Here is a 12,446-nt window from a genome sequence, read left to right as displayed (position 1 = left end):
ACCGCCCCGGCCGCGGGACCACCCGGCCCGGCCGCCGCGCACGACCCGGAGTCGCGGCGGCCGGGGTGGGCTCGCCCTATAGGGGTCTTTCTTGTGGATCATCGTGCGGCCCAGATGTGGATGGCGGGGACGCGGATCTCGGCCATGACCGCCTCGAACGACGTGCTGTCGCCCGCCTGTCCGGCCTTGACGACGAACGCGAGCGGGCGGCAACGGCCGTCGGCGGCGAGGTGGACTTTGGTCGCCGGCCCGCCGCGGGACCGGCTTGCCTGCCCCTTGCGATGGTCGAGCTTGGTGTGCAGTTCGGGTACCGTCCGGATCGGACGGGAGGGCGTCGGCGCCCCACAATTTTGCATCGATCGTTCGAGAAGTAAGCCGACACATATCCCTAACGATCGCTCTAGAATGTGCGCATGAGAACCGGACGCCCGAGATCCTTCGATCGCATCGACGCACTTGACAGCGCGGTTGTGGTGTTTTGGGAACATGGCTACGACGCAACTTCGGTCTCCCTCCTCACCACCACTTTGGGTATCGGAGCACCCAGCCTCTACGCAGCCTTCGGCGACAAGCAGACGCTGTTCCTCGAAGCTGTTGACCGCTACCTGGCCACCTACGGCGCGTTCGTCGCGCGGGCCCTGGCCGAGGAATCGCAGGCCCGGAGAACCGTCGAGCGCCTTCTCCGTGAGGCGTCGGCTGCCTACACGAGCCCAGAACACCCACGCGGCTGCCTTCTGATCTCCGCCACGACCAACTGCTCACCTCAGTCCGCCGGGGTCGCCGCCCGCCTTCGCGAACTCCGTACGGGCGGACTCCGCGCACTGGAAGCGAAGTTCGCCGACGCCATCCAAGCCGGGAAACTCACGGCCGACACCGACGCCCATGCCCTCGCCACTTTCTATGCCGCCGTGCTCCAGGGGATGTCCGCGCAGGCACGCGACGGCGCCGGAAAGGACGACCTCCAGCACATTGCCGACGCGGCGATGCGCGCGTGGCCGAGCGGCTGACGAAGCGCCGGTGGTTGCAAGGATGAGACAACACCAGCGGCCGTTGGCGGCCCGATCAGGCCTATCGCTCCACGTGCACGGACTGCCGGAGGAAGTCCGCAATAGCCGCGGCAATCGGCTCGGGTGTCTGAAGGTTCAGAAGATGGTTGGCGTCGGCAATGTCTACGTCGACGCACTGAGGGAAATGCCTGTGGAGGAGTTGGCGACCTTCGTCGAAGAAGGGGCCGCTCCGGGTGCCCATCACGGACAGGACAGGGCTCTTCACCGCGGCGGCCCGAGCGGCGTCCAGCCGCCACGCCTTGAGGACGGGAAACTCGTCCCGGTAGAAGAGTTCCGTGTCGCGGACCGCACGTTCGAGAGCGCCGGGCCCGGTGGCGGCGACCAGGTCCGGCCACCTGTGGCCTCCCATGCCGGCGAATGTCGCGGTGACAGCACCTTCCATGTCGCCGGCGTCGTAGAGGCTGACGATCGGGTCCATACCGGCCAGGAATCCGGGGCCGCTCGGAACTTGGGCCAGGATCGGCTCGAGGAGTGTCAGGCTCCGCACGCGGGTGGGCGACGACAACGCCGTCTCGAGTGCGATCACGCCGCCGTACGAGTAGCCGAGAACGTGCGCTGACGGGAGACCGAGGGCATCGAGGAGACCGATCGCGTCCGCAGCCTGCTGCCGCACCGGGATCGGCCACGTGCGGCCACCACTGCCCCCCATGCCGCGCCGGTGGTAGCGCACGAGCTGCAGCGGTGGCTCTTTGTCCGCAAGCGCCCCAGCGATCGGCACCAGGCCCGTGGCGAGATTGGAACCATGGATGAGTAGAAGCGGTTCGCCGTGTCCGATGACCTCGTACGCGATCTCGGTGTCGTTGACGCGCGCCGTCTCCATGACGATCTCCTGAATGTCGGCTTGACGGGGTGATGTGCTGCCGGCGCCGGGCTGCGCCGGCAGCAGGCCATCGTTCGTCGCGGTCACTCACCGCGGAGCATGGCAGCGCTGACGTCGATGTGGTCGACGACGGGTTCCCCGACGAAGAGTTCGGCGCCAATCGAGCGCAGCGCTTCGAAGTTCGCCGCAAGGTGCGCCTGGCGGTCTTCGTCGTTCGCAAAGACATCGAAGATGGCGAACGACGTCGGTCCCGTGCGCAGGCCAAACCACGCTGCCGCCAGCCCCTCGGCGCGCACGATGTCCACCACCGTCTTCAGCTTGGCCTCGAACTCCGACACCTTGTCCGGCTTGACCTCGACGCGGATGAACAGTCCCACGGCAACCATCTGCAATCCCCACTTCTGTAACGATGATTCGAGAAGAACTCTACGCACATCTCTAACGATCGATCAAGAATTTGGGCGACATCCAAATCCGCCGGCCGCCTCGGGCGCGGGTCTGCAGAAACCGGCAGCGGCCAGCCGGCGCGGAGGCCGCTGCTCCGGGTCGTTGAGGTCGGCTCCGGTCGGCTCGACGAAGCGGCGGATGCGGGATCCCACCGCGTTGCGGTGCAAGTGCAGCACTTCCGCGGCCCGCGCGGGCGAGTTGTTGTGGTGGAGGTACGCCTGCACCGTGCGCAGCAGCGGCTCCGCCCGGTCCGGGCCCAACGCGGGTACACCGGCCGGGAGTTCGCCGACGGCTTCGCGCGCGGCCTCGGACGTCTGCCACTCCAGCAGCATGCGGTCGAGCCCCGCCGCGTCGTGCGCCGCCACCGGGCCGTCCGTCTCCTGGGCGAGCCTGCGGATCAGAGTCATCGCCGCCCCATGCGATCCGCGCTGGACCAGCCCGGGCGGCCTGGCCCTCGCCGGACCGCACTACTTCGGGTACGAGACGGACTATCTGCCGTTCGGGACGGTGTAGTTCCCGGTCGTTCCGGCGTTTCCCGGCCCGGGTCCGCGTCGCGTGCGACGCGGACCCGGGCCGTCCTCACGTCCGGAAGCCCATGTGCACGTGGTCGTGGTGCGTCTGGTCGGTGAAGAACTGGTTCGACGCCCCGCCGCCGCTCAATTGGTAGGGCCCGCCGACGTTGTACGAACCCGCCGCGGCCGCCGCCCGCATAAACCCTTCGACGAGCGCGCGCGGCGTCGACGGGGCCACGACCGGATGCCCGTCGATGCTCCACACGTCGACGGCCCGGCCGAGCGGATGGTCGCTGGGCCGCGTCGTCCCGAACACGTCGATCGGGTGCCCGGAGCGCACGACACTCACTTTGATCTCGTACGTGCCCGCCAACGCGAGCAGCGCGTCCGCCACCGAATCGTGCACCTGCCCGGACCGGAAGTCCGCGGCCGCCGCGGGCGGCAAGTCGATCCGCGGCTCGGCGAGCACCCGTGTCACCACCGCCGACAGCGCCGCCGCGGGCGGCCCCGGATCGGCCGGACGCAGCTCGGTGACCGCCCACGGCGCGGACGGGTCGGCACCGGCGGCGAGACGCACGTCGACGGTCGTACCGCCTTCGGTCACCGTGCCCTGCGCGTCCTGCGTCCACTGGCGGCACGGGATCAGCACACTCGCGGAGGTGTCGAGGATGCCGCCGTACTGCGCATAGATCACCTGCAACGCGGCCGCGTCCGCCTGCGGCACCAGCGGCCCCGCCTCGTCGGCCACCGCCGCGGACACCCCCAGCGCCGCGGCCCGCGCCTGCGCGGCGGCCTGACCGCCACCGCCGGGCGGCCACGCCCCCAGCGTCTCCACCACGGCGACGGCACGGGCCTTCACCTGCGGACTGACCTCGCCGGGGCCGGGGACCCAGGGGGTGGTGGCGGGGAGCTTGGCTGCGGTGGGCGCGGCGGACGTCGCACTCGGCGCGCCGCCGGATGCGGGAGTCTGGGCCGCACTGGACGCGGGCGCCTTCGCCGAGCCACCGCTGCTGCATCCGCCCGCGCACACCAACCCGGCCACGCCCAGCAGCACTCCGCGACGGGTCGGCCCGGATGTCGCACCTGCGCTCATGCGTTCACGGTACGGCGGGGGCGACGCCCGGCAGCGGCTTGAGCGGGCGGCGTGTCGGGTCGCATGTCAGGGGTCGGGTGTCGGGTGTCGGGTGTCGGGTATCGGGTGTCGGGCGGTCCTGCCAGCCGAGTTCTCCGCTGATGACCCACAGGTGGCCGAACGGGTCCTTCACCCGCCCCTGCCGCATGCCGTAGGGGCGGTCCTCGACCGGGATCACCAGTTCGGCCCCGTGCCGCACCATGCGTTCCGCCGTGGCGTCGGGGTCGGGCACGGTCAGCATGAGGAGGACAGGCGAGCCGCCCAAGGCTCCGGGATCGACCCACCCCCACTCCGGCACCTTCTCCGCCAGAGCGAAGACGATGGAGTCGACGGCGAGTTCCGCGTGGTTCACGACGCCGTCGTCCTCGGCGGCGCGATGGTTGAGCGTGGCGCCGAGCGCCTGCGTGTAGAAGGCGATCGCCTTGTCGGCGTCGGCGACCAGGAGTTTGGGGTGCAGCTGTGTGCTCATGCCTCGATGGTCGCGAGGCGGGCCGCGCTCGGGATTGTAGATTTCGGCGCTCTTCGGCGAGCGCTCGTGGGGGCGGAGGTTACGGGTTCGCGCAATCTGGCTCTCTTTCCGGTCGGCGCGGCGACGCGCGTTGCCTGCCGCGGTGAGCGGGTTTTCCGGCCCTGACCCGGGGGCGCGGCACGGCGGTCCGGGCTTCGGGATCCGGATGCCGGGGTTGCGGGCACCCCCGCCGACCGTGGCATCCTCGCGTCACCGCCACGAACGCCCGCTCACCGTCGCGTCCGGAAGAGGCCATCTCCTTTGCTGCGTACTGTCCTTGCTGTGCCCTGCCGCGTGCTTGCGAGCACGCCGGCGGTGCGGCGGGTGGTGCTGGCGGGGTTGTTCGCCGCCGGGATCGTGCTGTGCGGCTGGGTGGTGTCGGATCGGGCGCAGGCGGCGGAAGCCGTGCCAGGCGTGCCGACCACGACGGGGCAGCCTGTCGCGGGTGATGCGGTTGCGAAGTCCGCGCCGGCCAAGCCGGGAACGGATCCGGCGCAGGCACCGGCCGGGCCCGGGACGAGTGCGATGTCGAGCGAACGGTCGAACGCGGCCACCGCGTCGGCGCACACGCCGGTCTCGCCCGCCGGGGTTGTCTCGGCTGTCACGTCCCCGACGTCCGCCAAAGCGGTCGGAGCGGGCGCGACCGCCGCCGCGACGCCCGGGTCGGTGCCGAAGCGTGTGACTGCGCTCGCCACTCCCCCCGCTCTCGCTGTTTCTCCCGGGGAACCGCCGACGGTCGTCGGATCCCCCGCGGCGAGCGGAGTCGGCCGGGAAGTCTCCACGGCACTCGGCGACTTGGGCCTCGAAGCGGTCTCGCTGCTCCCGCCCTCGACCGACGCGCTGGTCGGCGACCTGCCGAGCCTGCGTCCGACGGAGGGCGCATCGGGCGGTGTCCGCGACGGTGCGGCTGCCCGCTCCACCGAGCCGGTCCCTGCTCCGGAGACGCCGACCGGGGCCGCAACCCCCGAGGCGTCCGGCGTCGGCCAGGACACGGCCACGGAGCTGCCGGTTGCCGTCTTCGACGGCCCTCGGCGCGTCGAGCCCGCACAACCTGCCCTCCTCACCCGGCAGTTGACCTACGACACCGCGGACCGCGAAGCGCCGTCCGCACCCGTCGGCCCCTCGTCGGCCGCGTCCACCTCCGACGACGCCGTCAACGGCTCCGGGCACCGTGTGGACGCCCCCGGTGCGGTCTGTGCCGCTCCGGCGCCGACCGCCGCCGCCTCCCCGGCGCGTCCCACCGGATCCCGTACCGCGGCCGCCGGGCCGAGCGGCGGGCCGGGCGACGTCCCGGTTTCCCCGGCCTGACGGCCGGATTCCCGGCCGGCCGCGTCCGGATTCCGCGTGCCCCGGCACCCGGCATCACGGCACCTCGGCGGCACGGCGAACCACGGCGCGCGGCAGCGCACCGCCGTGGCCCGGGGCAGGCGCGTCGAACGGCCGGATCGGCCCTCGACGGCGCCCATCGTGACACCGCGAACCGCCTGACCGGCGGGTTCCTTCACGCCCCTCGCCGTCTCTGCCCCGCCCTCGCCACGCCCGGACGTCTCCGGACGCGGTGCGAGACGGCCTTGCCCGCACCCGGCCGTACCCAAGACTCCTGACCGACCCGGACCCCGTCACGGGCCGGGACTCCGGTCAGGCCGCCGCACCCGACGCGCGTACGACGTCCGCGGCACCCGGGGACATCCCCGGCAATCCCAGGAGACCCCGGTTTATCCCGGGAATCTCCCACCCTTCGAGCACTTCGAGGAATTCACTCATGCGCAAGATCGTCCGTTGGAACCGCGGCTTCGTCGTGACCGGCGTCGCCCTCGGCTTGGCCGCGCTCGGCGCGGCCGGTGCCGCGGCCGCGACCGCCGCGAAGGCGCCGGCCACCCCGGCCGTGCCGGCCGCGTCGTCGGTGGTTGCCGCGCCCGCCGTTCCGTCGGTGCCGTTCGTTCCGCCGCTGCCCGGGACGCCGGACGTCGCGTCCCTGCCGACCGACCCGGGCCAGGTGGCGGACGCGGTGCGCGGACTCGTCGCCGCGCACCTCTCGGCCGTCGACCTCACAGCCGCCCTGCCCGTCGAGGTGCCGACCGGTGCGACCGGCATAGCTCCCGGCGACAATCCGGGCACGCGTCTCGACGGCGTGCCGTCGCTCGACGTCGCCCGCGACCAGGTCACGCAGCTCACCGAGGGCCTGTCCCGGACGGTGACCGACCTCCTGCCCGGCGTGCCGCAGGCACCGTCCGCCGAGAACCCGGTGCCGACGCTGCCCGACAACCCGGTGCGCACGCTGCCCGTCGACCCGGCGGCCCTGCCGGAGCAGGCCTCGACGGCGCTGACCAACCTCGGCTGACCAAGCCACCACGCGGCCCCGGGCACAGGCATCCTGCCCGGGGCCGCCCCCATTCCGCCGGATCCGGTACGAAAACCGCGTTTTCGAAATCCCGATCGCGCACACGCGGGCCCTCCCCCACGTCCGCCCGTCTAGACTGCGCCCGTGTCGACGAGTGAGCTTCCTCCGCGGGCCGTGGACGCCATGACGCGCGCGCAGCTTGCGCGGTACCGGCGGATCACCGACGCGGTGATCGAACTGGTCGCCGAGATCGGGCCGGACGCTCTGCAAATGCGGGATGTCGCGGCGCGGTCGGGGATTTCGCTGGCCACCATCTACCGGTACTTCTCGTCCAAGGACCATCTCCTGGCCGCCGCGGTCGCGGACTGGCAGAGCCGGCTGACCGACCGGGTGCTGACCGAGATGGGGCCGGGCGGCGGGCGCCCGCCTGCCGCGTCGGCGGAGGAGCGGGTGCTCCGGTTCGCGCAGCGCGAGCTGCGGGCTTTCCAGCGGCATCCGCATTTCGCGCGGCTCACGGTGAGCCTGGTGTGCTCCGCGGATCCGTACGCCAGCGAGATGATCGCGCGGATGAACGCCGCATCGGATGCGGCGTTGGCCGCGCTGATGCCGGACGTCCCCGCCGAGGCCGCGGCGACCGCCGGGGTCGCCGTGCAGGCGGTCGTGTCGACCGGGCTCATCGCGTGGGTGACCGGGCGCAAGGCGTGGCCGGAGATCCTCGACGACACCGAGCGCGTCACCCGGCGGGTGCTGGCCGGGCTCTGAGCCGCCCTCGCCGCCGAACCCTCCGTCGGCGCACCGCCGAACTCTCGCCGAACCCCTGCCAAGGGCTACGAACCCCGCACCCGCTCCGCGCATCCGCCTCCCGAAAACGTTGACCGTGACAAGAACCGCGTTTTAGTTTGGTCGCATGCTGCCTCAGGGGTTCCGCGCGTTCGACGCCGACAACCACTACTACGAAGCACTCGACGCCTTCACCCGCCACATCGAGCCGGAGTTCCGCAAGCGCTGCATGCAGTGGGCGCAGGTGGACGGCAAGACCCGGTTGCTCGTCGGCGGCAAGGTGAACAAGTTCATCCCCGACCCGACGTTCTCCCGGCTGGCCAAGCCCGGCGTGCTGGAGAAGTGGTTCCGGGGCACCGCCGAGGGTTCGCTGATCGAGCAGTTCGGCGAACTGGAGCCGACCCGTCCGGCGTACCGCGAACGCGATGCGCGGCTCGCCGCGATGGACGAACTCGGTCTCGACGGCGCGATGTTCTTCCCGACGCTGGGCGTCGGCATGGAGCAGGCGCTGCGGCACGACATCCCGGCGCTGTGCGCGGCGTTCCGGGCGTTCAACCGGTGGCTCGAAGAAGACTGGGGATTCGCCTACCGGGACCGGATCTTCGCGGCGCCGTACATCACGCTCGCGGACCCGGACAACGCGGTCGCCGAACTCCGCTGGGCGCTGGAGCACGACGCGCGGATGATCGTCATGCAGTACGGGCCGATCACGACCGCCCGCGGCTGGACGTCCCCGGGCGATCCGGTGTTCGAACCGTTCTGGTCGCTCGTGAACGAGGCGGGTATCACCGTCGTCTACCACGGCGGCAACAGTGCGTACGCCGAACTCCTCTCGTGGTGGGGCGAGTCGCACGACCTGGAGGCGTTCCGGGCGACGCCGATGCGCGGCCTGATCAGCCCGGAGCCGATCGCCGACACGATCGCCGCGCTGCTGTCGTACGGCGTGCTCGCCCGCCACCCGCGCATCCGCCTGGCGGCGATCGAGACCGGCTCGGACTGGGTCCCGGTGCTGTTCCGGCGGCTGAAGAAGTCGTACGCACAGCAGCGGCACGCCTGGCCGCAGGATCCGCGCGAGACGCTGCGCGAACGACTGTGGGTGGCACCGTTCCACGAGAACGACCTCACCGAACTCCGGGACGTCATCGGCGCCGACCGCATCATGCTCGGCTCGGACTGGCCGCACACCGAGGGCATCGCCGAACCCCTGGCCTTCGCCAAGGACTTGGAGGCGTCCGGGTTCACCGACGAGGAGCAGGTCAAGGTGATGCGCACCAACGCCGAGTCGCTCGTCCGCCGCCTGCCCTGACCGTTCCGAGGAGATTTGCGATGCCGTTCCCCACGGACGTCCCGGTCGTCGACACGATGATCGGGTTCCCGCACGAAGGCTGGGACCAGTACGCGTTCATCCGGCGACAGACCAAGGACCGGGAGTCCCGCGAGGATTTCGAGTTCCCGGCCGAGTACATGTTCAAGGGCGTGCCGAAGGATCTGCCGACCGACGACCCGGTCGGGTTCACGCTGCACGAGATGGACCGGTTCGGCATCCGGCACGGGCTGATCGGCGTCGGCGACGAGACGTCCCGTACGGCGCTGCGCAAGCATCCGGACCGGTTCCTCGCGTCGTCGAACGTCGACCCCAACACGGGCATGGACGGCATCCGGCAACTCGTGCGCGAGTACGAGGAATTCGGGGTGCGAGCGGCCGGGTGCTTCCCGTCCGGGACGTTCCCGCAGGTGCCGATCAACGACAAGAAGATGTACCCGTTCTATGCGAAATGCGTCGAGCTGGACATCCCGATCTTCGTCTGCGCGGGCGTGCCCGGACCGCGCCTGAAGATGGCGCCGCAGCATGTCGAGCTGATCGACGAGGTGATGTACGACTTCCCCGAGCTGGTCATGGTGACCCGGCACGGGTGCGAGCCGTGGGTGGACCTCGCGGTCAAGCTCATGCTGAAGTGGCCCAACCTGTACTACTCGACGTCGGCGTTCGCGCCCCGCTACTACCCGAAGGCGATCGTCGACTACGCCAACACCCGTGGCGCGCACAAAATCCTGTACGCGGGGTATTTCCCGATGGGGCTCACGCTCGACCGGATCTTCGGGGAACTCCCGTCGGTCGGTTTCAAGGACGAGGTGTGGCCGCAGTTCCTGTACGGCAACGCGGCACGCCTGCTCAAGATCGACCCCGCGTAGCGCTCGCCAGTTCTTCCCGCTCCTCCTGCTCTCCCTCGACTCTCCTTCGACGCTTAAGGATTTCCGTGGAGTTCGGCATCTTCCTCCAGGGCTACAACCCCGCCTTCCGCCGCGAGGGCAACCCGAACGCCGAGCACGAAGCGCTCATGAACGACATGGCGTACGGCATCGCCGCCGACAAGGCGGGCTTCAAGTACGTGTGGCTGAGCGAGCACCACTTCCTCGACGAGTACTCGCACCTGTCGGCCAACGACGTGATGTGCGGCTACCTCGCGCACGCGACCGAGCGCATCCACATAGGCTCGGGCATCTTCAACCCGCTGCCGCAGGTCAACCACCCGGCGAAGGTCGCCGAGCGGGTCGCCATGCTCGACCACCTGTCCGGCGGCCGCTTCGAGTTCGGCACCGGGCGCGGCGCGGGCAGCCACGAGATCCTCGGCTTCCTGCCCGGCATCGAGGACATGTCCCAGACGAAGGAGATCTGGGAAGACGTCATCCGCGAGTTCCCGAAGATGTGGCTGCAGGACGAATACGAGGGCTACGACGGCCGGTTCTGGTCGCTGCCGCCGCGCCGGATCCTGCCGAAGCCGTACGGCAAGGGCCACCCCGCGATGTGGTACGCGGCAGGCAGCCCGCCGTCGTACGAGATGGCCGCACGGCTGGGCCTGGGCGTGCTCGGCTTCTCGATCGGCGACCTGGAGGCCGCGGAGAAGCTGACGGCGAAGTACAAGGAGGCGATCGGCAACGCCGAGCCGATCGGCGCGTTCGTCAACAACAACGTGCTCGCGGTGTCGACGGGCTTCGTGGCCACCGAGAAGCGCGCGGCGATCGACCGGGCGGTCGCGGCACGGCCGTCGTACCTGGTGAGCAACGTGTACCGGTACCACGACACGTTCCCGCACCCGGAAGGCTTGCCGAACTGGCCGGAACTGGTACCCGACATCAACGCCGAGATGGTCGAGTTCGCCGCGGACGCCGGCGCGATGATCGTGGGCGACCCGGACACCGCCCTCAAGGCCGTCAAGCAGTTCGAAGCCGCGGGCGTCGACCAACTCGTGCTCGGCCTGGGCCCGGACACCCGCGAGGGCACCCTGGAGACGATCCGCCTCTTCGGCGAACACATCATCCCCAAGCTCGACACGGAAGCCGAACACCGCACCACGGTCTTCCGCCGCACCGCCGGCGCCTGACCCCTGACGGCCTCCGCCCGCCCCGGCCCGGGACGGCCCGGGTCGGGCGGGGGTCCGCGCCTTGCCGGCTGCCGCAAACAGCCCGAATCACGCGGACCGGATTCAGCTAGTGCTGTGACCGGAATCGTTTGCCTGGTTGCCGGGGTGGCTTCAAGGCTGGGGCCAACTACGCGCGAGATTGGCCGGTGGTCGACAAGAGGTTGACGAGCTCGCGGTGATTGCGTGCACCGTCCCTGTCCACAACACGTGTCGGCTCGGCCCGATATCCAGAGCACCTGCACACTGTCGTTGCCGTGGCGAAACCGGTGCGGTCCGACCGCCATACCCGGAGGCCCAGCGGGAGCAAGCACCTTGGGTGTTGCGCGCTGTGGACATCTCCCGGGCGTACGTTGTGCTCCGGGTGTAGCGTAAGCGCCTTCCGCAGAAGGAGACTTCGGATGGCAGAGGGCCAAGTCCCCCGCGCACATCGTGCGGCAGCGATGGGACTTCCGTCGGCACGCAGCTCCCGTTCCCGGCCGCCTCGTGAGGCCGAACGGGCGTCGTCGCCGAGCCAGGATCCGGCTCTCAAGCGTCAGCACGCACGCAGCGAGCAAGTACAGCTCCGCGAGCCTGGCGTCAACGCTCCGGACCCCGTGAAGGCCACGCTCTGGCGCCAGTGGGAGGCCAAGCTTGACATGACGCTGAGTGCGGAGCGTCGAGTGAGGGACATGCGTGCGGGGCAGGAGGTACACGACCCCGAGGTGCATTACTTGGGGACCAGCGAGTTCGGTGGCCCGGGCGCTCCGATTTTCCGAAGCGCGGATGGGTACCTCTCGCGTGGAGATTACGATCGTTGGGAGCGGTCCAACCTAGGAGACTTCCGCTAGTACTCAGGCAGGACTTCAGCGTTCTTCTGGCTAGTGCTCCGGCCGGAAACGTTCAGTGCCGGCTCGGAACGCCGGAGTTCTGAGCGGTCGACCTCCCGCACCTTTCGGCACGCTCCCCGATGCGTGAGAGAACGGCGGTTCGTTCTCGCGGCCACTGGCCCACGGCGACGAGCACGCCCAAGGGCCCTCCTGTCCGCGACTGGGAGTTCCGCAGCGGTAACGCGGCAATCGGCAGTCCGGAGAAGTCACGGGGACAGCGTGGTGGTCGCCGATGCCGCGGCACTTCGCGGCGTGCCAGTCGCGGACACGGTGGCCGTGGGGCTCGACGACGCCGTCCGCTGCGCCTCCAGGCTCCGGAGCAACGCCGAGTAGTCCGTCGACGGGTACGGCGCATAGGGCTTCGACTCGGTCGGCGACTTGTGTCTCATCGACACCAGCACCACCACCGCGACAACCAACGACACGACGATCAGGAACATCCCCACGGGATTCCGCGGGTTGTAGGCATACCGCGGTTCCCCCCACTTCTGCTTCTTGAACACCGGCTCGTCGTCGTCGAAGAAGGGCATCCGGCAGATGCTAGGCCGAAT

At 70.3% G+C, this 12,446-nt stretch carries 14 protein-coding genes and 1 pseudogene; 8 read left to right on the top strand and 7 right to left on the bottom strand.

The genetic code is table 11. The features are described 5' to 3' along the window. Positions 1-125: 125 nt before the first annotated feature. A pseudogene (locus ABEA93_RS17245) lies at positions 126-263 on the bottom strand (IS5/IS1182 family transposase); the annotation flags it as partial. Between the two features lie 150 nt (positions 264-413). Between ABEA93_RS17245 and ABEA93_RS17240 the strand changes: the two are divergent. Next, positions 414-1,007, top strand: a complete 594-nt coding sequence (locus ABEA93_RS17240; protein WP_345676449.1) for a TetR/AcrR family transcriptional regulator — start codon at positions 414-416, stop codon at positions 1,005-1,007. 61 nt (positions 1,008-1,068) lie between these two features. On the opposite strand, the gene ABEA93_RS17235 is transcribed toward ABEA93_RS17240, so the two are convergent. From ABEA93_RS17235 to ABEA93_RS17225, 3 genes are all read right to left on the bottom strand, one after another. Continuing rightward, positions 1,069-1,974, bottom strand: coding sequence for an alpha/beta fold hydrolase (locus ABEA93_RS17235; RefSeq protein WP_345676448.1), 906 nt, complete (start codon positions 1,972-1,974; stop codon positions 1,069-1,071). Then, positions 1,971-2,264 carry a putative quinol monooxygenase gene (locus ABEA93_RS17230; RefSeq protein WP_345676447.1) on the bottom strand — a complete coding sequence of 98 codons (294 nt, stop codon included), beginning with the start codon at positions 2,262-2,264 and terminating at the stop codon, positions 1,971-1,973. The genes ABEA93_RS17235 and ABEA93_RS17230 overlap by 4 nt, the downstream gene beginning before the upstream one ends. 72 nt (positions 2,265-2,336) lie before the next feature. Continuing rightward, positions 2,337-2,741 carry a helix-turn-helix domain-containing protein gene (locus tag ABEA93_RS17225; RefSeq protein WP_345676446.1) on the bottom strand — a complete coding sequence of 135 codons (405 nt, stop codon included), beginning with the start codon at positions 2,739-2,741 and terminating at the stop codon, positions 2,337-2,339. Between ABEA93_RS17225 and ABEA93_RS17220 the strand changes: the two genes are divergently transcribed. Next, on the top strand, positions 2,665-2,847 hold the full coding sequence (locus tag ABEA93_RS17220) for an S-methyl thiohydantoin desulfurase domain-containing protein (RefSeq protein ID WP_345676445.1): 183 nt from the start codon (positions 2,665-2,667) through the stop codon (positions 2,845-2,847). The two genes, ABEA93_RS17225 and ABEA93_RS17220, sit on opposite strands and share 77 nt — an antisense overlap. A gap of 66 nt (positions 2,848-2,913) precedes the next feature. On the opposite strand, the gene ABEA93_RS17215 is transcribed toward ABEA93_RS17220, so the two are convergent. After that, entirely contained in the window at positions 2,914-3,939 is a 1,026-nt protein-coding gene (locus ABEA93_RS17215; RefSeq protein ID WP_345676444.1) for a hypothetical protein, read from the bottom strand. A 4-nt stretch (positions 3,940-3,943) separates the two neighbouring features. Beyond that, positions 3,944-4,447, bottom strand: coding sequence for a VOC family protein (locus ABEA93_RS17210; protein WP_345676443.1), 504 nt, complete (start codon positions 4,445-4,447; stop codon positions 3,944-3,946). A gap of 321 nt (positions 4,448-4,768) precedes the next feature. On the opposite strand from ABEA93_RS17210, the gene ABEA93_RS17205 reads away from it, so the two are divergent. The 6 genes from ABEA93_RS17205 (at position 4,769) to ABEA93_RS17180 (ending at position 10,990) form a co-directional block, all read left to right on the top strand. Beyond that, the gene (locus ABEA93_RS17205; RefSeq protein ID WP_345676442.1) at positions 4,769-5,794 is read left to right on the top strand and encodes a hypothetical protein; all 1,026 of its coding nucleotides are present in this window, start codon (positions 4,769-4,771) and stop codon (positions 5,792-5,794) included. 454 nt (positions 5,795-6,248) lie between these two features. Next, entirely contained in the window at positions 6,249-6,827 is a 579-nt protein-coding gene (locus ABEA93_RS17200) for a hypothetical protein (RefSeq protein ID WP_345676441.1), read from the top strand. 144 nt (positions 6,828-6,971) lie between these two features. Next, positions 6,972-7,589: a TetR family transcriptional regulator gene (locus ABEA93_RS17195; protein WP_345676440.1), complete on the top strand. Its 618-nt coding sequence runs from the start codon at positions 6,972-6,974 to the stop codon at positions 7,587-7,589. A 145-nt stretch (positions 7,590-7,734) separates the two neighbouring features. Further along, positions 7,735-8,913, top strand: a complete 1,179-nt coding sequence (locus ABEA93_RS17190) for an amidohydrolase family protein (RefSeq protein ID WP_345676439.1) — start codon at positions 7,735-7,737, stop codon at positions 8,911-8,913. Positions 8,914-8,933: 20 nt separating this feature from the next. Beyond that, positions 8,934-9,800, top strand: coding sequence for an amidohydrolase family protein (locus tag ABEA93_RS17185; RefSeq protein WP_345676438.1), 867 nt, complete (start codon positions 8,934-8,936; stop codon positions 9,798-9,800). A gap of 65 nt (positions 9,801-9,865) precedes the next feature. Further along, on the top strand, positions 9,866-10,990 hold the full coding sequence (locus ABEA93_RS17180; RefSeq protein ID WP_345676437.1) for an LLM class flavin-dependent oxidoreductase: 1,125 nt from the start codon (positions 9,866-9,868) through the stop codon (positions 10,988-10,990). A 1,111-nt stretch (positions 10,991-12,101) separates the two neighbouring features. Here ABEA93_RS17180 and ABEA93_RS17175 read toward each other — a convergent pair. After that, complete coding sequence (locus ABEA93_RS17175) at positions 12,102-12,425, bottom strand: hypothetical protein (RefSeq protein WP_345676436.1); 324 nt, start codon at positions 12,423-12,425, stop codon at positions 12,102-12,104. Positions 12,426-12,446 lie beyond the last annotated feature (21 nt).

This window comes from Yinghuangia aomiensis (genome assembly GCF_039542225.1).
GTDB lineage: Bacteria > Actinomycetota > Actinomycetes > Streptomycetales > Streptomycetaceae > Yinghuangia > Yinghuangia aomiensis.
This window is presented reverse-complemented; position numbering and strand designations above follow the sequence as displayed.